We start from the raw sequence: 20,981 nt of genomic DNA, 5'->3' as shown, positions 1-20,981 counted from the left end.
AAATTATGTCTGTACACAGATCGTCCGATATAAAAAAAATCACTACCCATCGCTTGCAGGAAATGAAAAATACCGGTGAAAAGATCGCTATGCTTACTGCATATGACTTTTCAATGGCCAAAATTATTGATCAGTCAGGTATTGATATTATTCTTGTTGGTGATTCAGCTTCAAATGTTATGGCAGGTCATGAAACGACATTGCCGATCACCCTGGATCAGATGATCTATCATGCCACAAGTGTTGTGAGGGCTGTAGATCGTGCGCTGGTAGTTGTTGATATTCCTTTTGGGTCATATCAGGGTAGCTCGAGTGAAGCATTGAGATCTTCTGTGCGCATAATGAAAGAATCCGGTGCTCACGCTGTGAAAATGGAAGGGGTAGTGAAATTAAAGAATCTATTGAAAGAGTTCTTTCAGCGGGGGTCCCCGTCATGGGGCACCTGGGATTAACTCCTCAGTCAATATACAAATTTGGAACGTACACTGTTCGGGCTAAAGAGGAGGCTGAGGCTCAGAAATTGATCGAGGATGCCGAACTTTTAGAAAAGATCGGATGTTTTGCACTTGTTCTGGAGAAAATACCCTCGAAGCTTGCCAAACAGGTTGCAGAAAAAGTTTCTATTCCGGTTATCGGAATCGGAGCCGGTCCGGATGTAGATGGTCAGGTGCTTGTTGTTCATGACATGCTTGGAATAACTCAAGAATTCAAGCCTCGCTTTTTAAGACAATATGCAGACCTCAATGATATCATGTCGAAAGCTTTTAATAATTATATTGATGATATTAAATCGGGTGACTTTCCTAGCGATAAAGAAAGTTACTGACATAAGCCTGGCTTTGGAGATGGGTCTGGCGCTGGTCCAAACCAGACTACTGCCCAGCTTCCTCTGACAGCTACACCCATTGCTTTCCAGTCAATTTTTTCCCAGATGCCTGAGTTAATCACTACCGGGTTGTGTGCATCGCTTTCCTGCCAGCCCAATAAGGCGTCATCAGGAGTTGCTTCGTGGGAATGGTAAAAAATTATTTCATAACCGTGTGCTCCATAATTCGCGATTTCGTTTGGTTTATACCACATGCACGTAGCTTTTTTATGATCATTTGTGTAACAACAAGAGGTCCAGTCACCTTCTGACGACCAGCTATGAGGATTACAATCATCATTTAATTCATAATTATCTCCCAGGTCCTTTGCATGTGCCTGAGCAACTTTTGTCAGTTTGGAGGAGATTTCTACAGGAGCCAGATTTTTATCTATCCTGTAATTGTTAAGTAGTTCATGTAATTTAATTTCTTTTTCATTAAGACAAATGTCTTCTTCAATATCAGCTGTTGACGGATTTATCCATGCTGAAAGAATAAAAAGGAATGATAAATAAATGGCCATACTGTAAAGTTTTTTGTTATAACGAATTTTAATGCCGGTCATTATATCGAACTACGGAAAACAGCTATACATCATTTAAACATAATTTCGTAACTTCGTGCCCAACTATTGTAAAATATATTAAAAACTAACTCGGAATACTAACAGGTAGATTTACTATGGACAAAATTAAAGTAGCAAATCCGGTTGTCGAACTGGATGGTGACGAAATGACAAGGGTAATATGGAAGTTCATAAAAGATAAACTTATCCTTCCATATATTGACCTTGATATCAAATATTATGATCTGGGTATCGAAAGTCGGGATGAAACTAACGACCAGATCACCGTTGATGCAGCAAATGCAATTAAAAAGTACAATGTTGGTATCAAATGTGCGACAATCACTCCGGATGAAGCACGTGTAGAAGAGTTTGATCTGAAAGAAATGTACCGTTCTCCAAATGGAACGATAAGAAACATCTTAGGTGGAACAGTTTTCCGTGAGCCTATTCTTATCAAGAACGTTCCACGTTTGGTTCCGGGTTGGACTAAGCCTATTTGTATTGGACGTCACGCTTTCGGTGATCAATACAGAGCTACTGATACACTCACTAAAGGTAAAGGTAAATTAACTATGACTTTTACCCCTGAAAACGGAGAGCCTCAGACTTTTGATGCTTACGATTTCGATGGTGATGGAATCGCAATGATCATGTACAATACTGATGAGTCTATCTTCGGGTTTGCTCGTGCATGTTTTAACATGGCATTAGAAAAGAAATGGCCTCTGTATATGTCTACTAAAAACACCATCCTTAAGAAGTATGATGGTAGATTTAAAGACGTTTTCCAGGAAGTGTATGAAAACGAATTCCAGGCTAAGTTTGAAGAGGCTGGAATTACTTACGAGCACAGATTGATCGATGATATGGTTGCTGCCGCTCTTAAGTGGGAAGGTGGATTCGTTTGGGCTTGTAAAAACTATGATGGAGACGTTCAGTCTGATACCGTTGCACAAGGATTCGGTTCATTAGGATTAATGACTTCAACATTAATCACTCCTGATGGTAAGACAATGGAAGCTGAGGCTGCACACGGTACAGTTACTCGTCACTTCCGTCAGCATCAACAAGGAAAACCTACTTCTACTAACCCAATCGCATCAATCTTTGCATGGACAAGAGGATTGGCGTTCCGTGGAAAACTTGATGATAATCAGGAATTGATCGATTTTGCTCACAGTCTTGAAGCTGTTTGTATTGAAGCAGTAGAAAATGGAAAAATGACAAAAGACCTTGCTCTTTTGATTCATGGTGACGAAATGACTCAGGATCATTACTTAACTACTGAGGAATTCCTTGCCGTTCTTGATGAAGGATTGAAAGCTAAGTTGAATAAATAATTAGCTTTATATATAAATTTTGAAAAGCACTGCCGATCAGGTAGTGCTTTTTTTGTTGAACAAAGTTAAGAGGAGTAAGTTTAAAGATATATGGATGACTTTTTACCTTTATTTCCTCTTAAACTGGTTGCTTATCCCGGAGAACCTGTAAATCTTCATGTATTTGAATCCCGATATAAGCAGTTGGTTAACGATTGTCTGAAGGAAAACACACCATTTGGCATTCCTGGATATGTTACGGGGGTTATAGAATATGGGATAGAGGTAAAAATCGAAGAACTTTCTAAAACTTATGAAGATGGGCGAATGGATATTAAAACCCGGGGTGAACGGATCTTTAAAGTTGAAGAATACAAAAATCCCTGGCCGGGAAAATTATATGCAGGAGGGCATGTATCTTACCTTGAAAATGAATTTGACCCAACTGATCCAATAACTAAAGACAAATATTACACGCTTATAAACGAACTTTTTGAATTACTTAATTTAAAACCGATCGATCCTGCTCTGGAACAGATTCATAGCTACGACCTGGCGCATAAAATTGGTCTTTCGATCAGTCAGGAATATGAACTTTTAAAATTTACTAGAGAAAGTGAGCGAAAGAAGTTTATAGTAGATCATTTGGAGCATACTTTACCGGTGATCCGTGAATACGAAAGAGCACGAGGTATAATTAAAATGAACGGCCATTTTAAACACCTTAAACCTCCCAAGTTTTAAGGTAATATTGTTTTAACTATATTGCTATAAAATTAGCTTTTGATTTAGATATGGCTACCAACGTTAATCTGTCAGACCTTTCAATATTACTGCTGTTTCTGGTAGGAGGAGCAATCTTTACCATTGGTGGAATAGTTACCAGCCGCTTGCTCCGCAATGATCAACCTAATGAGGAGAAAAATACTTCCTATGAAAGTGGTGAAGAGCCTGTTGGTAATGCCTGGGGGCAATTTAACTTGCGGTTTTACCTGGTAGCACTTATGTTTTTATTGTTTGAAGTCGAATTGATATTTCTTTTTCCCTGGGCAACTGTATTCGGGGATAAGCAACTCATTGCTGAAACTGATGGAGTATGGGGTTGGTTAGTATGGTTTGAAATGATGATATTCATATTTATCCTGGTATTGGGTCTTGCTTATGCATGGCGTAAGGGATTTATTGCCTGGGAAAAACCTAGGCAGTCTGTATATCTGTTTAAATCTCCGGTACCAGGAAAATTGTATGAGGACTTCAATAAAAGAATGACTGAAAAGGAATATGGCAGAAAAAAGTGATGCTTTCGGACAAGGCGGAGTAATTATTGCCAAATTAGATGACCTGATCAATTGGGCCCGGCTATCAAGTATGTGGCCGATGAGTTTTGGTCTTGCCTGCTGCGCAATAGAATTTATGTCGGCAGGAGCAACTCCTTACGACCTGGACAGGTTAGGGATCGTGCCCAGGGCATCACCCCGACAGTCTGATGTTATGATAGTTGCCGGCACCGTTACTTTTAAAATGGCTGACCGCGTTAGACGTCTTTACGAACAAATGCCTGAACCGAGATATGTTATTTCCATGGGCTCTTGTGCAAATTGTGGAGGGCCTTACTGGAAACATGGATATCATGTTGTAAAAGGTGTTGACAGGGTAATTCCTGTTGATGTTTATGTCCCTGGATGTCCTCCACGGCCTGAAGCATTGATCGGAGGATTTATTAAGCTCCAGGAAAAGATCAGGACTGAAAAAATGTTAGCTCCTAAAAAATTATTGAAGCTTTTAAAAAAAGAAAAATCACACTGATGGAATTCCAGCAAATATATTTGTTGTTGCTCAATAAGTTTGGAGAAGAGGTTATTATTGAGAAAATAGAAAACTCATCTCCACAGGGCATTAAAGTCGCTAAGGATAAAATCTTTGATGTTTGCAGGGAATGCAATATAAATAACAACCTTTATTTTGATTCGCTTTCCTGTCTGACCGGGATTGATAACGGTCCTGAAGCAGGTACTCTGGAGGTGGTTTATAATCTATATTCAATTCCTTATGGACATCAGCTAATGTTAAAAGTTGAAGCGTCCCGGGATCTAAATGAGGATAATTACCCTACAGTTCCTTCCGTAACAAATATTTGGCAAACAGCTGACTGGCATGAGAGGGAGGTTTTTGATTTATTCGGATTAAAATTTGAAAATCACCCTGATTTACGAAGAATTCTCATGCCGGAGGATTGGGAAGGACATCCGCTTCGTAAAGATTACGTGGATATGGAAAAATATCATGGAGTAAAAGTACCTTATGATGACAGAGAAAACCCTGCAGTATAAATTTCATCCTGAGAACCTGAAAAGGTCATCACCCGGAAAATATAAGGAGGAAGACCTCAAGCGTGAGGAGATGATAATTAATATCGGACCACACCATCCGAGTACTCATGGAGTATTAAGACTGGAGGTTCTGACTGACGGTGAAATTGTCAAAGATGTAGTTCCTCATTTAGGGTTTCTTCACCGATGTTTTGAGAAACATGCTGAAGCGCTCCCTTATAACCAGATCATTCCGTACGTTGATCGCCTGGATTATGTTGCTGCTATGAATAATGAGCATGCATATGTAATGGGGGTCGAAAAGCTTTTAGGTCTGGAAGGTCAACTTCCAAAGAGGATAGAATATATCAGGGTGCTCACAGCTGAACTCAACCGCCTGGCTTCTCATTTTATCGCGATGGGCACTTATGGCATGGATATCGGTGCGATGACTGCTTTTTTTTGGTTGATGCGTGACCGGGAAATTATTCTGAGAATGTTTGAGTGGATTAGCGGTGCCCGGTTATTATATAATTATCAATGGGTAGGAGGTTTGTATTATGATCTTCCCGTTGGTTTTGAAGAAAGATGCTTTGAACTTATAGGGTATTTGAAACCAAAACTTGAAGAGCTTGAAAAACTGATTATCAACAATAAGATATTTGTCGGAAGAACCGCTAAAGTTGGGGTGATGTCAATTGATACTGCTATTAATTTTGGTGTCACCGGGCCACTGCTAAGAGCCTCCGGTTTAAAGCATGATCTCCGGAAAGTCGATGGTTATTCGGTCTATCCTGAAATTGATTTTGAGGTGCCGATCGGCAAAGGAGCAATGGGAACTCAGGGAGATTGCTGGGACAGAATGTGGGTAAGGCTGGAAGAATGTAAACAGTCTATAGAAATTATTACTCAATGCCTGGATAAACTCAAAAAAGATCATCGGAGAACGAGGGATTTTGATGCCTGGGCGATGGTACCAAAGAAAATTCGTCCGAAAGCACAGGATCTTTATATGAGAGCTGAGAATCCGAAAGGTGAATTAGGTTTTTATTTCAGAGCAGATGGTAAAAGTGATGTCCCTTTCCGTTGTAAAGTCCGGTCTTGCTGTTATTCCAACCTTTCAGTTTTATCTGAAATTTCGAAGGGAGCTTACATAGCTGATTTGATTGCTATAGTTGGTTCACTTGATTTTGTACTTGGAGAAGTTGATCGATAATTAACATACACTTGTTAGTTTCACTAGCTAACGGTTGTAAGTGAAAAATTTTTAAAATACCGCCTATTTTTTGATTATTTGTCAATATTGATTTCCGATTTCAACCTATTATTTAATTTTTCAATTCTATTTGGAGACCATATTTGAATTGTATTATTTGTGGTTACCTAATCATTTCTAACAACGAGAAAGAAAGATATTTTTTAGGGTTATTAATGGGCAAATCGGAAAATCATGAGCGAAAAAATTCAAATTTTTGACACAACCTTACGGGATGGTGAGCAAGTCCCGGGCTGTCAGTTAAATACAACAGAAAAGGTAGAGGTAGCAAAAGGGCTTGAAAAGTTGGGGGTTGATGTAATTGAAGCCGGGTTTCCGGTTAGTAGTCCCGGCGATTTTAATTCAGTGGTAGAAATATCCAGGGCAGTGACAGATCCAGTAATTTGTGCTCTGACAAGGGCAAAAGTAATGGATATAAACCTTGCTGCACAGGCACTGAAATTCGCCAAACGTCCCAGAATACATACGGGTATCGGAGCTTCTGATATTCATATTCAGCATAAATTCAAATCTAGCAGGGAGAAAGTTCTTGAACAGGGAGTTTCTGCAGTTAAATACGCAAAGAAATTCGTTGAGGATGTCGAGTTTTATTGCGAAGATGCAGGTAGAGCAAACCTCCAGTACCTGGCGCAGATGGTTGAGGCGGCAATAGCAGCGGGAGCAACAGTAGTTAATATTCCTGATACCACAGGGTATAATCTTCCTGATGTGTTTGGTCAGAAGATCAAGTTTCTTTTTGAAAACGTTTCTAATATTCATAAAGCAATTATATCTGTTCATTGTCATAATGACCTGGGGCTTGCCACCGCAAATACGGTGTCAGGAATTCAAAACGGTGCCAGGCAGGTAGAGGTAACAATGAATGGTATTGGAGAACGGGCTGGAAATACATCTTTGGAAGAAATCGTAATGATCCTAAAAAGTCATCCGCACCTTGATTTTGAAACCAATGTAAATCCTAAAATGATTACTCCGATGAGTAATATGGTTTCCAGGTTGATGAATATGCCTGTTCAGCCGAATAAGGCAATTGTTGGTGCAAATGCATTTGCGCACTCATCGGGAATACACCAGGATGGGTTTTTGAAAAATAAAGAAAATTATGAGATCATCGATCCGGAGGATGTCGGTGCTGGGGATTCAAACATTGTATTAACCGCACGCAGTGGGCGTCATGCGCTTAAACACAGACTTGAAAAACTGGGATATATTTTTGAAAAAGACGAACTTGAAGTTCTGTATGTAGAATTTTTAAATATGGCAGATCAGAATAAACAAATAGACGATGAGCATCTGCATATCCTTGCAAAAACTGAAACAAAAATTATAAATAAATAAGATTAGACTAATGGGAAAAACCCTTTTTGAAAAGGTGTGGGAACGTCATGTTGTGCATAAGGTATCCCCATCAACAGATCTTTTATACATTGACAAACACCTGATTCATGAAGTGACAAGTCCGCAGGCTTTTTCTGGCATAGAAAAGAGGGGACTTAAAGTATTCAGGCCCGAAAATACTGTTGCGACAGCTGATCATAATGTACCTACTAAAGATCAGCACCTGCCTATCAGGGAAGCATTAAGTCGTAAGCAAGTCGAAAAACTTTCTGAAAATTGTAAAAATCACGGTATTGAACTTTATGGTCTCGGACATCCTTACCAGGGTATTGTTCATGTTATTGGGCCTGAATTAGGTATCACTCAACCAGGAATGACAATTGTTTGTGGCGATAGTCATACGAGTACTCACGGTGCTTTTGGTTCTATTGCTTTTGGTATCGGAACCTCCGAAGTTGAGCAGGTTTTTGCCACTCAGTGCTTGTTACAAAAAAAGCCGAAGACCATGCGCATAGTGGTTAACGGTAAATTAAAGAATGGTGTACTTTCAAAAGACATTATATTATATATCATCAGCAAAATTTCTTCTTCTGGAGGAACAGGTTTTTTTGTGGAGTACGCTGGCTCAGCAATCGAGAGTCTAAGTATGGAAGCAAGAATGACTATCTGCAATATGAGTATTGAGATGGGGGCCAGAGGAGGAATGATCGCTCCGGATGAAACGACTTTTGAGTACGTAAAAGGTAGAGAGTTTGCTCCTGCGGGAGAGGATTTTGAAAGGGCAGTTGAAGACTGGTCTCAATTGAAAAGTGATTCGGATGCTGATTTTGATTCAGAATATATTTTTGATGCAGCAGACATTGAGCCGATGATCACCTATGGAACTAACCCTGGAATGGGTATTAAAATTGATGATTTGGTTCCTGCAGAAAGCGATCTTAATGATGAAAATGCGAAAAAAAGCCTTGCCAAATCTTTAAGCTACATGGGGCTACAGACGGGAGAAAAATTACTCGGAAAGCCTGTTAATTATGTTTTTATTGGAAGTTGTACGAATAGTCGGATTGAAGATCTGAGGTTGGTAGCCAATTACGTTAAAGGTAAGAAAAAAGCGGAAAATATTACTGCATTGTTTATTCCTGGATCAAAACAGGTAGAGCTTCAGGCTAAGGCGGAAGGTATAGATAAAATATTTTCTGAAGCCGGGTTCGAACTGAGAGAACCCGGTTGTTCAGCGTGCCTGGGAATGAATGAGGATAAAGTTCCACAAGGAGAGTATTGTGTTTCAACCAGCAATAGAAATTTTGAAGGTAGACAAGGACCCGGAGCAAGGACTTTATTAGCTAGTCCATTGACTGCCGCAGCAACTGCTATCAATGGATTTATATCTATTGCTGAATAATTAATTCATTTGACATGCAAAAAATATCAATAATTAAATCGACAGCGGTTCCTTTACCGGAGGATAATGTAGATACAGATCAGATAATACCTGCAAGATTTCTCAAGGCAACATCCAGAGAGGGATTTGGAGATAATTTGTTCAGAGACTGGAGATATGAAAGTGATGGATCTCCTAAGAAAGACTTTGTACTGAACAATAATAAATACCAGGGGGAGATTCTTGTTGCCGGCAAAAATTTTGGCAGCGGTTCGAGTCGTGAACACGCTGCCTGGGCTCTTTATGATTATGGATTCAGAGTAGTGATTTCTTCTTTTTTTGCTGATATATTTAAAAGTAATGCGTTAAATAATGGGCTTTTACCTGTACAGGTCAGCGAGCAATTTTTGAGTAAAATTTTTGCTGAAATAGAAAAAGACCCGGAAACAGCAATTACAGTAGATTTACCTGAGCAAAAGGTTACCCTCAATTCTTTAGATTTGTCAGAAAATTTTGAAGTGAGCGATTATAAAAAGAAGTGTCTGATAAATGGGTTCGATGATATAGATTATATCCTTACCCTTAAAAATGAAATAATAGACTTCGAAAAACAAAGAGTAAGATTTTCATGAGTGAGACAAAAAAAATTGCCGTATTAGCAGGTGATGGAATAGGCCCTGAAGTTTGTGATGAAGCAATAAAAGTACTTAAGGCTGTAGGTAAAATATGGGGGCATAATTTTCAATTCAGTAAAGGGTTTGTCGGGGCTGCAGCAATAGGTGAAACAGGAGACCCTTACCCGGTAGAAACTCATAGTCTGTGTTTGAATTCAGATGCAATATTATTCGGGGCTATTGGTGATCCGAAATATGACAATGATCCAAATGCTAAGGTTAGGCCGGAACAGGGATTGTTAAGAATGAGAAAAGCCCTTGGGCTTTATGCTAATATACGGCCAGTAACTGCATATGAAGCATTGCTGGACTCGTCTCCACTAAAGCATGAGCGAATTGCAGGTACAGATCTTGTGATTTTCAGAGAGCTTACCGGAGGGATATATTTTGGCAAGCCCAGTGGTCGAAGTGAAAATGACCTGGAGGCATTTGATGCAAGTTTATATTCAAGGCAAGAGATTAGACGAATAGCTATAAAAGCATTTGAAGCTGCCAGAAAGAGGAAGAATAAAGTTACACTGGTAGACAAAGCAAACGTTTTGGCTACTTCAAGACTATGGAGAGATGAGGTCAAAGATCTTCACCAAAGGGAATATGCAGATGTTGAACTGGATTATTTATTTGTTGATAATGCAGCAATGCAGTTAATCCTAAATCCTTCTTCATTTGATGTATTACTGACCGAAAATATGTTTGGTGATATATTATCAGATGAGGCCTCTGTAATAGGCGGGTCTCTTGGTTTGTTACCAAGTGCATCTGTTGGAGATAGCTCTGCATTATATGAGCCGGTTCATGGGTCATATCCTCAGGCCAAAGGTAAAAATATTGCCAATCCGATAGCAACAATATTATCTGCTGCCATGATGCTGGAAACTTCTTTTGACATGGTGGAAGAAGCTAGTTTAATTAGGCAAGCAGTTCAGGATTCCCTTAATGAAGGAGTAGGAACAGAAGATTTATTTAAATCCAACCCCAGTACAACAAATGAGGTTGGCGATTATATTGCTGGTAAAATTCTGGAGAAAGAAAAAGTTTAGTTATATTAATTCTTAGTTGATTGCGCCGGAATAGCTTTTGCTTTTCCGGTTTTTTTTATTTAAAACAAAATATACTCTAAAAAGTAGTAATTATGTTAAAATATTACTCGAGGTTGAACATACATATATAAAAGCCTTATTTTTAACTTTTTATAATATTACAAAAGGAGTGTCAGAAAAAATCAATTCATATATTAAGAGGCTAATTTTTATATTTCTTTTTATAAATGCTATGATAAGCTCTGTAATAGCACAGGGTGACACAACTCTTGTAATCAATGAAATTAATTATCCTATATATAAGTCTCTCACCAGTGACTATCTGCATACAGATCCTGATAGCGCGTTTTTATTAGGGGAAATTCTTATTGATTACCTTAATGAGATCGGGAATAATGAAGAAATAATAATCATCAAAGGCTATATGGCGATATCTGCTACGGAAACCGGTGATTATAAAAGAGCTGTTTTACTGACTCATCAGGGTTTAGCTTTATTGGATGAGATCCAAGATCAAAATGCAAAAAGAGTGGTCTACTCTAATGCAGGTTTGGTTTATAAAAGTCTCGGTTATTACACTAAGGCAATTGAATATTATCAAAAAGCCCTGGATCAAATAGGATCCGCTGATAAAAGCAAGAGATCTCTTTCATTAGGACACATTGGCGATTGCCTCATAAATTTAGGTGAAATTGAAAAAGGGCTACAGTATATTCAAGAAGCGCATGAGATAAATATTGAATTTGGCAAACATAATAACGAGCTGTTTTCAGCAAGTTATCTAATGAATGCAAATTTAAAACTGGGTAACAACAATGAGGTTATTGACTTATATGAAAAATACAGAGTTAAGGTAGATTCCTCAGGTGAAACCCTGGCCAGAGTATTTGTTAAGCTTGCAGCTGCTAAAGCATATATGAATACGGGAGATATGGATAGTGCTTTTATTTTACTTCGGTCGATTGAAAAAGAGGCTGAGGAAATGAATTTGTATAATTACACAGAGGATATCTATAAATTGCTTGCCGAGTTTTTTGAAAGTAAAGGGTTAGAAGACAGGTCTGATGAATATTTTAAGAAATATGTTGAACTACTAACAGTAAACAGTAGAACTAATCGGGAAAGAGAAATTCAGGCATTGCAAATGGGCTTTGATCTAGCTAATCAAGCTGAGGAGAATCAAAGATTACTGGAACTGGCTGAACTCAAGGATGCAGCTGCACGAAGACAGACAATATATACGTGGATATTTTTGGGTTTATCTGTTGTTCTGGCTTTCATTCTTTATCGTTCTCAAAAGATCAGGACTGAATTAAGAACGACTAATCAACAATTAATCAATTCAAGAGAATTAATAATTGATCAAAATAAAAAGATAGAACAGCAAAACAGAGATTTAGAGGAAAAGGTTCAAAAAAGAACCAGGGCTCTTACGGGTGCAAATAATGAGCTTAGAACTCAAAATGATCAATTGGAGCAATATGCATTTATTACTGCTCATAATCTCCGGTCTCCCATAGCAAGGATGATTGGACTTATCCAAATTTTGAACGGACAGGAAAAAAGTGAGCAGGAAAAAATTCTGGGCCATATAAGGGGAGAAGCAAAGAGTCTGGATCAGATAGTTCAGGATCTTAACCAGATATTATCTATTCGGAAAGGTGCCGGAAAAGCATATGAGGAAATTGATATCAAAGAATTCATTTTAAATTTAGTTGAGCCATTCAAAAAGGAATTTGTTAGTGTTAATGGAGAGCTTATCGTTAATGTACCCGATGGAATTAAATGGAATCTGATTCCGGCATATTTTAAAAGTATTATTCAAAATTTGATCAACAATTCTTTAAAGTATCGAGATGCGAACAGAAAAATCCGTGTAGAAATTAATGTTGGAATAGAAGGGGGAGAGCTAGGTGTCGATATAATTGATAATGCAATTGGTATGGATATGGATGTAGTAAGGTCAAAGATTTTTGGGCTCTACCAGCGGTTTACTACTAATGTTGAAGGTAAAGGAATGGGTCTCTACATGGTAAAGCTTCAGGCAGAAGCGATGAATGGAAGGATTGAGGTGCAAAGTGAGAAGGGTGTGGGGTCGGAATTTTATCTTCGATTCCAGCATAATAGCTAGTTTTATAGATAGATCTTTTTGATTAACTTTCTGAAAACTGCTACTTCATGATAAAAATATTGTCTTCCTCGCAAATACGGGACGCTGATAAACACACCATAGAAAACGAACCCATCGAATCGATCGATCTCATGGAAAGAGCTTCAGCGTCATTTTCAAAATGGTTTATTGGAGAATTTCCCGGCAAATGTAAAGTTCATGTTGTTTCAGGTAAGGGAAATAATGGTGGAGATGGCCTCGCAGTAGCTAGAATATTAAAGCGAAATGGGTATGAAGTAAAGGTTTATACAACCTCTGATGAAGGTAGTGAAGATTTTAATATAAACTTTCACCGTTTACCGGAAGGCATAGAACGAAAGGTAGTAGATGATTCTCTGGGTTCTATTGAGACAGGAGTACTTATAGATGCATTATTTGGATCAGGTTTAGACAGGCCCATAGAAGGACGATATGCTAAAATCGTAAAAGAGATCAACCAGTTTGCCGGCCAGGTAGTTTCCATTGATATTCCCTCAGGAGTTTATGCAGATAATCCGGTTGATGGAGAGCATGTAGTAGAGGCTACACACACAGTTTCTTTTCAACTCCCAAAGCTAGCTTTTTTCATGGCTGAGAATGAAAAATTTGTTGGTGACTGGCATGTCGTTGATATAGGTCTGGATCAGAACTTTATTGATCATACTGACTCAAGAATTCACATGGTGACTTTGGAAGATGTCAGGTCTTACCTGAAAAAGCCTGCTAAATTTTCTCATAAAGGAAATATGGGTAGATCTATGTTGATATGCGGGTCTTCCGGGAAGATGGGAGCCTGTATCATTGCAGCAAGAGCAGCACTAAGATCAGGTGCCGGGTTACTTACCTGCTATGTTCCAGCTGTTGGTGAAAATATAATTCAGACTGCCGTTCCGGAGGCAATGGCCATGGTATCAACTTTTCAGGACTATCATGTTGAGGAAGCTAATTTTAAAGGGATGGATGCCGTGGGAATTGGTCCCGGATTAGGGACAGAGGACCAGACAGAAATGGCCTTGAGAAAGTGGATCAAACAACTTGAGGTTCCCGCTGTAATTGATGCTGATGGTCTTAATATGATATCATCACGTCCTGATATACTTAAGCATGTTCCCGAAGGAACTATATTTACTCCTCATCCAAAAGAATTTAGCCGGCTTGCCGGCGAAGCTGAGGACTCATTTAAGCGGCTGGAGATGGCCAGGGAATATGCAAAAAAACATAAGGTAATAATTGTATTAAAAGGAGCGTATACTGCAGTTTTTGATACCGAAGGGAGTGTTTACTTTAATTCAACGGGTAATCCGGGTATGGCAACAGGTGGTAGTGGCGATGCACTAACTGGAATTATCACTGCCTTACTGGGGCAGGGCTATTCATCTAAATGGGCTGCAATAGTAGGGGTTTTTATACATGGCCTTGCAGGTGATGAAGCAGCTGAGGACCTTGGGTGCATATCAATGACTGCAACGGATATTATCGATTATCTTCCGGACGCATTCAGACATGTAGAAATGAGATAAAAAAAGCTAAGAAGTTTCCTCCTTAGCTTTATATAGTTTGTTTGCATCTCATTTTAGAACTCACAATTTCCCGGAGTTCTAGGGAATGGAATTACATCTCTGATATTTGTCATACCTGTTACGAACAGCATCATTCTCTCAAATCCCAGGCCGAAACCACTGTGAACACATGAGCCAAATCTTCTTGTGTCTAGGTACCACTGCATATGCTCTTCTTCGATATTAAACTCCTTCATTCTGCTGGTAAGAACATCCATTCTTTCTTCTCTCTGGCTGCCGCCAACGATCTCACCAATTCCGGGGAATAAAATATCCATTGCTGCTACGGTCTTGTTATCGTCGTTTACCCTCATATAAAAGGCTTTGATATCTTTAGGGTAGTCTGTGACGATAACCGGTTTCTTGAAATGTTTCTCAACAAGGTATTTTTCATGTTCTGACTGCATGTCAACACCCCATTCATCAACCGGATAATTGAATTTTTTCTTTTTATTTGGTTTAGAATTTTTCAGGATATCAATCGCTTCAGTATATGTGCAGAATGCAAAATCATTATCTCTTACCATTTTAAGCCTTTCAAGAAGACTTAAAGCAGGGCGTTCATTTGCAGGTTTGTTTTTATTCTCGTCTTCCTCTCTTTTCGCAAGGAAGTTCAGATCATCCTCGCAATTCTCAAGAGCATAATTAACCAGGTATTTGAGGAAATCCTCAGCAAGCTCAGCATTGTCTTTTAGATCATGAAATGCCATTTCAGGCTCGATCATCCAGAATTCAGCCAGGTGCCTGGTAGTATTCGAATTTTCTGCTCTGAATGTAGGTCCAAAAGTATAAATATTACCCAGAGCCAATGCAGACAACTCTCCTTCCAGCTGACCGGAAACCGTCAAGTTAGCTTGTTTCTCAAAAAAGTCTTCTCTCCAGTCGACTTTCCCATCTTCTGTAAGTGGTGGGTTTTTAGGATCCAGCGTAGTTACTCTAAACATTTCACCCGCTCCTTCAGCATCAGAAGATGTTAAGATCGGAGTATGGACATTAAAAAACCCTCTGTCATTAAAGAATTTATGAACAGCAAAGATCATTGCATGTCTGATCCTGTAGATCGCACCAAAAGTTGTAGTTCTGACTCTTAAGTGAGCTTTTTCTCTTAAGAATTCCAGTGAATGCTTTTTAGGTTGTAGAGGGAACTTCTCCGGGTCTGATTCTCCGAGTACCGCTATTTTTTCTCCCAGGATCTCAATTGCCTGTCCTGATCCTTTTGATTCTACCACTTCTCCGGTTACTGAAAGGCATGCCCCGGTGGTTATTTTTTTGATCACTTCTTCACCGAACTTTTCAGTTTCTGCAACTATTTGAAGGTTGTGAATAGTTGAGCCATCATTAAGTGCAATAAAGTTGACCTGCTTACTTCCTCTTCTGGTTTTAACCCAGCCTTTCACTGTAACAGTTTCCCCTGTTTTTGGCTGGTCCAGCAATTCCTTAATTCGAATATATTCCACGATCTTTCTTTTTAGATTTTATGCGTGCCAATTATTTGGCTTCTTTATAAAAAGGATACACAATTATAAATGAAATGCGTATTTTTAGCTAAATTTTCTGAATCACCTCAAGTAAGATTTATCAGAAGAAAGAGGTGATTTAGTAATTTAAACTTCGCAAAAAAAGTATAAATTCAGCTTATTTTCAATGAAAAGCTGATTTATCACATTATTAGTATATTAGATTTTACTTTTAAACGGAATATATGCAAAAGTTAGGCTTATCACAGGCGCTACAACAAAAGTTATCACCACAGCAAATACAGTTTATCAAACTGTTGCAGGTGCCTACTGCCGAGCTTGAATCAAGAATAGAAGAAGAGCTTGAAGTAAATCCTGCTCTTGAAGAAGGGAAGGAAGAAAATACCGATGACTCGCTAAATGAAGATACTTATGAGGATGATTATGATGATGGTCCTGATATTGACGATTATTTAAGAGATGATGACTTTGCAGGCTATAAGATGCAAGGAGATGGGAGAAGTCCTGACGAAGAAGATAAATCAATGCCTGTAGTCGGGCAATCGTCACTGTCAGAACAATTGATTAGCCAGCTTGGGTTTACTGATCTCGAAGACAGGGAGTACCAGATCGGCCTTCAACTTATCGGTAGTATTGAAAGTGATGGATATATAAGGAGAGATCTTGAAGCAATCAGAAATGATCTTGCTTTTAGTCAGAATATTGAAACCTCAGTTGAAGAACTGGAGGAGATATTGAAGATTATCCAGGAATTTGATCCTCCGGGAATAGCGGCAAGAGATTTGCAGGAATGTCTGACTATTCAACTGGAAAGAAAAAATGAAGATATACCTGAGGTTAAGCTAGCTAAAAAGATCATTTTGGTTTGCTTTGATGAATTCACAAAGAAACATTACTCTAAAATATTGAAAAAACTTAATATTGAGGATGAGGATCTTTTCAAGGAGGCTGTAAATCTGATTACCAAATTGAATCCAAAGCCCGGAGGAGCATCTTCAGGAATTGCGCGGACTCAATATTTAATGCCAGACTTCATTGTAACCAATAACAATGGAAACCTGGAATTGTCTCTGAATAGTAAAAATGCACCGGACCTGAGAATCAGCCGGTCTTATTCAGATATGCTTGATGCTTATGATAAAAGTGACAAAAAGGATAAGAAACTTAAAGAAACAGTCACATTTGTAAAGCAAAAGCTTGATTCAGCCAAATGGTTTATCGATGCTATTAAACAAAGGCAGAATACATTACTTTCTACAATGAACGCCATTCTTCAGTATCAATATGATTATTTTCAGGAGGGAGACGAGTCTGAGCTTCGCCCGATGATTCTAAAAGATATTGCTGATAAGATTGGAATGGATATCTCCACAGTATCAAGAGTAGCAAATAGTAAAGCTGTTCAAACTGAATTCGGGATTTTTCCTTTAAAATACTTTTTCTCAGAAGGTATTTCTACTGAAAGTGGAGAGGATGTATCAAGTCGTCAGGTCAAACACGATTTAAAAGAGCTTATTGAAAAGGAAGATAAGCGTAAACCGCTTTCTGATGATAAACTGGAAAAACTACTGAAGTCTAAAGGGTATAATATTGCCCGGAGAACGGTGGCGAAATACAGAGAGCAAATGAACATACCGGTTGCCCGCTTAAGAAAGGAGATTGTTTGAATAAAAAACTAGCACTGATTTTTTCAACGATATTTCATCCGCTATTAGTTCCGGGACTATTGATCTGGAGCCTGTACCTGATAAGCCCGATGATTGTAACTCCGCTCACTGGTGAAAGCTTTTATGTCTATTTGCGCGTGGTTTTTTTAATGACAGGAGTTTTTCCCTTGATTTTGCTACTGTTACTGAGGATGACTTATATTGCTTTCCTGACAAGATTGTTTTTTTACAGGATCATTAAAAACCAGTCAGTAGTTTCTTTTTTACTCCAAAATAAACCCTTGCTGGTTTCTATTAGAAAGCATAAAAAAGGTAAAGCTTTTACTATGCCTCTAAGAAATGAAAGAATCTTTCCTTTTTTGATGATCAGCCTGATTTATTGCATGTCATGTTATTTGTTTGTTTTCAGGTTTAGTATCAACTCGGTTACAAATGCAATTTTTATAGCCATGACTGTGCTGGTTATCCTGGTCACGATCATCACAATTTTTTTTAAAATCTCTATACATGCAACCACATTATCGGCTTCTGTTGGTATCGCATTTGGATATGGGATATACTATCCTGTAATAACAAATTATTTTTGGTACGTAGCTGTAATCGTGGCTATTTGTGGGATAGTCTCTACTGCCAGGCTTGCCCTGGGATCGCATAACCTTAAAGAAGTAATTGGAGGATTGATTCTTGGATATGGCGTTGGCCTGATGGCAATGATTTTACATTAAAAAAACCGGATGAGGATCCGGTTTTCTTAAAATAATATTAAAGTTCTTATTTAGAATATTCTCAATGCAACACCTGCAGAAGATTGCGTCGCGTTAATAAATTCTGCCGGTGATTCATCATCCTGGAATATTTTAGAGAAATTGTGTCTGTAATAACCCATTACCCCTCCAAATCCAATTTTAAATACTGCACCGTACCTGAATGATTCAAGACCGTAATCTGACTTTTCTTTATACTTACGTGTATCTCCTGAAAACTCATATTTGATTTTTGTTTTACCACCTAGAGAATAACCAACGTATCCTCCGAGAGCGACCTTGAAACTTCTTCTATAGTCAGATTTATTTAAGTGCCACATGAATTCTACCGGGACATCAATGTAGGTTGTGAAAAAACCTGTTTTGTTAATGCTACCGGGAACTAAATTAGAAGCAGGGGCAAAGACTGCTTCATCACCAATATCGACAAAAACATTGTTGCCGTCATAAGATTGTTTTTCAACTGCTAATGCTAGGCCGGGATGAAAAGTCAGTCCTGATTCTTCTCCCAAATTAAACTGTAGCTGGTAATTAAATTGGATTCTTTTAGATGCAAACCAATTAGAACCGATAGAGTCAGGTTTGTCAAAAGTAAAGTTAAATCCAACTTCTGTCCATAAATTACCAGGCACACTATTCCAGGGTGAGGTTTTTTCCTCTTCCTGACCAAATGAAACAGTATTAATGAATATAAAAAGTAAACTGAAAATGGTTAAACGCATGTTGCTAGTTTTTTGTGCTTTAAAACGTGGACAAAGATAGTATAATTGTAAAATTCTTGGGCATAATTTTTAAATAAGTCAAATATTTAATTACATTTGCACTCCCATTTGGTCAACTGCACCTCAGTGCAGAGTGATTAAAACCAAGGACTCGTAGCTTAACTGGATAGAGCACCTGGTTACGGCCCAGGAGGTTGGGGGTTCGACTCCCTCCGAGTTCACTACAACCCTGATATGCTTAGCATCGTCAGGGTTTTTTTATTGCCTGCAATATAAATTCAAGAAATCTTTTCTTATCAAAAAATCTGTTAAAAGATGTAATAAAAAAAGGATTACCATAAGGCAATCCTTTTAACTACAAAATTAATTTTTTATCAGTTTCCAAATCTAAAAGCTCCGTAGATTTGCCCATAGCTGTTTTTTGCATCTCCCAGTAAAAATTTAGCATCATCACTGTCTGCAATTTTTGCCATACCTAAATTATATCTGGCGCCTACCTGGAAATTTTCACCAATGTTAACTCCTAGACCTGCAAGGAATCCCCAGTCAAAGGAATTGAAATTATCTTTATCAACACTTTCGGAAAATTCTCCAAGGTCCCCATCTGAAGTTACATCAGATCCGACAAGATATCCACCATAAATACCACCGTGAATTTCAGCAGCATCGCCTAACTTGATTACAGCCATAACTGGTAAATCAATATAATGCATGTTAAAATCTACTTCCTGATCTAAAGTTCCTCCACTATAAGTAGAGCTGTTACCTTTACCGGAATATAGCAGCTCTGCCTGTAATCCCAGACCTTCATTAATTTCCCATTGGCTAAAAAAACCTGCGTGGAAACCATATCGGGCATTTTTATCATCTACTTCGTCTGCGTAAAAGTTTGATGCATTAAATCCTCCTTTTACACCATAGATTTGAGCATCTATCGCTGTGACTGATAATATAAATAGTGCTATTATTAATATTCTTGATTTCATATTAGTCGATTTTTAGATTATAAAATTTTTGGTTGTATTAAAGCTCGCCATTTTTTGCAGCTTCTTTCATGTCCTCATTTGCGAAAATTGCTACTTCAACTCTTCTATTTTGTTGACGACCAGCTTCGGTATCATTAGTCGCAATGGGTTGACTTTCACCATAACCAACGGCTTGAAGACGATCTGTAGCTACTCCATGCGCAGCGAGATATTCAGTTACTCGATTTGCTCTTTTTTCAGACAAAGCCTGATTGTAAGATTCAGTTCCTGTGGCATCTGTGTGTCCCTCAATTAATATGTTAGTGTCTTCATATTTTTTAAGAGTTTCAGACATTTCATCAAGGTTGTCTTTTGTTGCCTCAGTAAGAGTATATTCATCTAAAGGGAACATTAAACCTGAGTCGAAGGTAATTTTAATCCCTTCACCTACTCTTTCAACATCTGCGCCTTCAAGATCTTCTCTAAGTTCTTCAGCCTGCTTGTCCATGTGTCTTCCTATCAAAGCACCAGCTGTACCACCAACTGCTGCACCGATAATTGCACCGATAGCAGTGTTATCAGATTGATTCCCTATAATTCCTCCGATTACGGCACCACTACCTGCACCTATTGCAGCTCCTTTTTGAGTGTTGTTAGCTTTACATCCGAGAAATACTATAATGGAAATACTTAATAGTACTTTTGATATTGTTTTTAAATACATAATTACTTCTCATTTTTTCTATCCTATAAAAAAACAAGAAGCCTGCCAATGAAATAAAATAGTTGTTTTATCTGTCTATGGTCAGATGTTTGACTAGTAGTTAAGCGCTTTATTTAAATAGTTATTTCTAGTGTTGAAATAATTATATTACAGAGGCTTTCGGTAATTTGTAGGGTGTAGAA

Annotated in this window: 19 protein-coding genes, 1 tRNA gene and 1 pseudogene; 16 read left to right on the top strand and 5 right to left on the bottom strand. The window is 38.3% G+C overall.

Going from position 1 to position 20,981, the window contains the following annotated elements; all coding sequences use genetic code 11:
* Positions 1-5: 5 nt before the first annotated feature.
* A pseudogene (gene panB, locus DCC35_RS20400) lies at positions 6-748 on the top strand (3-methyl-2-oxobutanoate hydroxymethyltransferase); the annotation flags it as partial.
* 71 nt (positions 749-819) lie between these two features.
* On the opposite strand, the gene DCC35_RS20395 reads toward panB, so the two are convergent.
* The gene (locus DCC35_RS20395; protein WP_175402888.1) at positions 820-1,389 is read right to left on the bottom strand and encodes a CAP domain-containing protein; all 570 of its coding nucleotides are present in this window, start codon (positions 1,387-1,389) and stop codon (positions 820-822) included.
* Positions 1,390-1,547: 158 nt separating this feature from the next.
* Here DCC35_RS20395 and DCC35_RS20390 point away from each other — a divergent pair, with 158 nt between their 5' ends.
* The 12 genes from DCC35_RS20390 to DCC35_RS20335 all read left to right on the top strand — a co-directional run bounded on the left by DCC35_RS20390 (position 1,548) and on the right by DCC35_RS20335 (position 14,440).
* Positions 1,548-2,774, top strand: coding sequence for an isocitrate dehydrogenase (NADP(+)) (locus DCC35_RS20390; RefSeq protein WP_137092549.1), 1,227 nt, complete (start codon positions 1,548-1,550; stop codon positions 2,772-2,774).
* 90 nt (positions 2,775-2,864) lie between these two features.
* The gene (locus DCC35_RS20385; protein ID WP_137092548.1) at positions 2,865-3,497 is read left to right on the top strand and encodes an LON peptidase substrate-binding domain-containing protein; all 633 of its coding nucleotides are present in this window, start codon (positions 2,865-2,867) and stop codon (positions 3,495-3,497) included.
* A gap of 50 nt (positions 3,498-3,547) precedes the next feature.
* Positions 3,548-4,051, top strand: a complete 504-nt coding sequence (locus DCC35_RS20380) for an NADH-quinone oxidoreductase subunit A (RefSeq protein WP_137092547.1) — start codon at positions 3,548-3,550, stop codon at positions 4,049-4,051.
* Positions 4,035-4,559 (top strand): NADH-quinone oxidoreductase subunit B, encoded by a 525-nt coding sequence (locus DCC35_RS20375; protein ID WP_137092546.1) that lies wholly within the window; start codon positions 4,035-4,037, stop codon positions 4,557-4,559. Before DCC35_RS20380 ends, DCC35_RS20375 begins: the two co-directional genes overlap by 17 nt.
* Complete coding sequence (locus DCC35_RS20370) at positions 4,559-5,083, top strand: NADH-quinone oxidoreductase subunit C (protein WP_137092545.1); 525 nt, start codon at positions 4,559-4,561, stop codon at positions 5,081-5,083. Before DCC35_RS20375 ends, DCC35_RS20370 begins: the two co-directional genes overlap by 1 nt.
* A complete protein-coding gene (locus tag DCC35_RS20365) occupies positions 5,055-6,278 on the top strand; it encodes an NADH-quinone oxidoreductase subunit D (RefSeq protein WP_394347713.1) in 1,224 nt (407 codons plus the stop codon). The genes DCC35_RS20370 and DCC35_RS20365 overlap by 29 nt, the downstream gene beginning before the upstream one ends.
* A 234-nt stretch (positions 6,279-6,512) precedes the next feature.
* On the top strand, positions 6,513-7,676 hold the full coding sequence (locus DCC35_RS20360) for a 2-isopropylmalate synthase (protein WP_137092544.1): 1,164 nt from the start codon (positions 6,513-6,515) through the stop codon (positions 7,674-7,676).
* A gap of 10 nt (positions 7,677-7,686) precedes the next feature.
* Positions 7,687-9,078 (top strand): 3-isopropylmalate dehydratase large subunit, encoded by a 1,392-nt coding sequence (gene leuC, locus DCC35_RS20355; RefSeq protein WP_137092543.1) that lies wholly within the window; start codon positions 7,687-7,689, stop codon positions 9,076-9,078.
* A gap of 14 nt (positions 9,079-9,092) precedes the next feature.
* Positions 9,093-9,689 (top strand): 3-isopropylmalate dehydratase small subunit, encoded by a 597-nt coding sequence (gene leuD / locus DCC35_RS20350; RefSeq protein ID WP_137092542.1) that lies wholly within the window; start codon positions 9,093-9,095, stop codon positions 9,687-9,689.
* Positions 9,686-10,771, top strand: a complete 1,086-nt coding sequence (gene leuB, locus DCC35_RS20345) for a 3-isopropylmalate dehydrogenase (RefSeq protein WP_137092541.1) — start codon at positions 9,686-9,688, stop codon at positions 10,769-10,771. Before leuD ends, leuB begins: the two co-directional genes overlap by 4 nt.
* 232 nt (positions 10,772-11,003) lie before the next feature.
* Positions 11,004-12,902: an ATP-binding protein gene (locus tag DCC35_RS20340; RefSeq protein ID WP_137092540.1), complete on the top strand. Its 1,899-nt coding sequence runs from the start codon at positions 11,004-11,006 to the stop codon at positions 12,900-12,902.
* A gap of 47 nt (positions 12,903-12,949) precedes the next feature.
* Positions 12,950-14,440, top strand: coding sequence for an NAD(P)H-hydrate dehydratase (locus DCC35_RS20335; protein ID WP_246070100.1), 1,491 nt, complete (start codon positions 12,950-12,952; stop codon positions 14,438-14,440).
* Between the two features lie 53 nt (positions 14,441-14,493).
* On the opposite strand, the gene asnS is transcribed toward DCC35_RS20335, so the two are convergent.
* Complete coding sequence (gene asnS / locus DCC35_RS20330) at positions 14,494-15,936, bottom strand: asparagine--tRNA ligase (protein WP_137092539.1); 1,443 nt, start codon at positions 15,934-15,936, stop codon at positions 14,494-14,496.
* Between the two features lie 245 nt (positions 15,937-16,181).
* Between asnS and rpoN the strand changes: the two genes are divergently transcribed.
* Positions 16,182-17,624: an RNA polymerase factor sigma-54 gene (rpoN, locus tag DCC35_RS20325; protein WP_137092538.1), complete on the top strand. Its 1,443-nt coding sequence runs from the start codon at positions 16,182-16,184 to the stop codon at positions 17,622-17,624.
* A complete protein-coding gene (locus DCC35_RS20320; protein WP_137092537.1) occupies positions 17,621-18,349 on the top strand; it encodes a hypothetical protein in 729 nt (242 codons plus the stop codon). Before rpoN ends, DCC35_RS20320 begins: the two co-directional genes overlap by 4 nt.
* Before the next feature lie 50 nt (positions 18,350-18,399).
* On the opposite strand, the gene DCC35_RS20315 is transcribed toward DCC35_RS20320, so the two are convergent.
* A complete protein-coding gene (locus tag DCC35_RS20315) occupies positions 18,400-19,110 on the bottom strand; it encodes an outer membrane beta-barrel protein (RefSeq protein ID WP_137092536.1) in 711 nt (236 codons plus the stop codon).
* Positions 19,111-19,257: 147 nt separating this feature from the next.
* Here DCC35_RS20315 and DCC35_RS20310 point away from each other — a divergent pair.
* Positions 19,258-19,331 (top strand) — tRNA-Arg (locus tag DCC35_RS20310).
* Positions 19,332-19,484: 153 nt separating this feature from the next.
* Here the strand turns inward: DCC35_RS20310 and DCC35_RS20305 are convergent.
* Positions 19,485-20,096: a porin family protein gene (locus DCC35_RS20305; RefSeq protein WP_137092535.1), complete on the bottom strand. Its 612-nt coding sequence runs from the start codon at positions 20,094-20,096 to the stop codon at positions 19,485-19,487.
* A 37-nt stretch (positions 20,097-20,133) separates the two neighbouring features.
* The gene (locus tag DCC35_RS20300) at positions 20,134-20,799 is read right to left on the bottom strand and encodes an OmpA family protein (protein WP_137092534.1); all 666 of its coding nucleotides are present in this window, start codon (positions 20,797-20,799) and stop codon (positions 20,134-20,136) included.
* Between the last annotated feature and the right edge of the window lie 182 nt (positions 20,800-20,981).

The organism is Mangrovivirga cuniculi (genome assembly GCF_005166025.1).
Taxonomy (GTDB): Bacteria; Bacteroidota; Bacteroidia; order Cytophagales; family Cyclobacteriaceae; genus Mangrovivirga; species Mangrovivirga cuniculi.
Note: the sequence above shows the minus strand (reverse complement) of the source record. Positions and strands in the feature narration are given on the sequence as shown.

Coding starts and splice junctions, on each gene's coding strand:
- DCC35_RS20395 (WP_175402888.1), bottom strand. CDS start 1,389: ATGGCCATTTATTTATCATTCCTTTTTATTCTTTCAGCATGGATAAAT.
- DCC35_RS20390 (WP_137092549.1), top strand. CDS start 1,548: ATGGACAAAATTAAAGTAGCAAATCCGGTTGTCGAACTGGATGGTGAC.
- DCC35_RS20385 (WP_137092548.1), top strand. CDS start 2,865: ATGGATGACTTTTTACCTTTATTTCCTCTTAAACTGGTTGCTTATCCC.
- DCC35_RS20380 (WP_137092547.1), top strand. CDS start 3,548: ATGGCTACCAACGTTAATCTGTCAGACCTTTCAATATTACTGCTGTTT.
- DCC35_RS20375 (WP_137092546.1), top strand. CDS start 4,035: ATGGCAGAAAAAAGTGATGCTTTCGGACAAGGCGGAGTAATTATTGCC.
- DCC35_RS20370 (WP_137092545.1), top strand. CDS start 4,559: ATGGAATTCCAGCAAATATATTTGTTGTTGCTCAATAAGTTTGGAGAA.
- DCC35_RS20365 (WP_394347713.1), top strand. CDS start 5,055: ATGATGACAGAGAAAACCCTGCAGTATAAATTTCATCCTGAGAACCTG.
- DCC35_RS20360 (WP_137092544.1), top strand. CDS start 6,513: ATGAGCGAAAAAATTCAAATTTTTGACACAACCTTACGGGATGGTGAG.
- leuC (WP_137092543.1), top strand. CDS start 7,687: ATGGGAAAAACCCTTTTTGAAAAGGTGTGGGAACGTCATGTTGTGCAT.
- leuD (WP_137092542.1), top strand. CDS start 9,093: ATGCAAAAAATATCAATAATTAAATCGACAGCGGTTCCTTTACCGGAG.
- leuB (WP_137092541.1), top strand. CDS start 9,686: ATGAGTGAGACAAAAAAAATTGCCGTATTAGCAGGTGATGGAATAGGC.
- DCC35_RS20340 (WP_137092540.1), top strand. CDS start 11,004: ATGATAAGCTCTGTAATAGCACAGGGTGACACAACTCTTGTAATCAAT.
- DCC35_RS20335 (WP_246070100.1), top strand. CDS start 12,950: ATGATAAAAATATTGTCTTCCTCGCAAATACGGGACGCTGATAAACAC.
- rpoN (WP_137092538.1), top strand. CDS start 16,182: ATGCAAAAGTTAGGCTTATCACAGGCGCTACAACAAAAGTTATCACCA.
- DCC35_RS20315 (WP_137092536.1), bottom strand. CDS start 19,110: ATGCGTTTAACCATTTTCAGTTTACTTTTTATATTCATTAATACTGTT.
- DCC35_RS20305 (WP_137092535.1), bottom strand. CDS start 20,096: ATGAAATCAAGAATATTAATAATAGCACTATTTATATTATCAGTCACA.
- DCC35_RS20300 (WP_137092534.1), bottom strand. CDS start 20,799: ATGTATTTAAAAACAATATCAAAAGTACTATTAAGTATTTCCATTATA.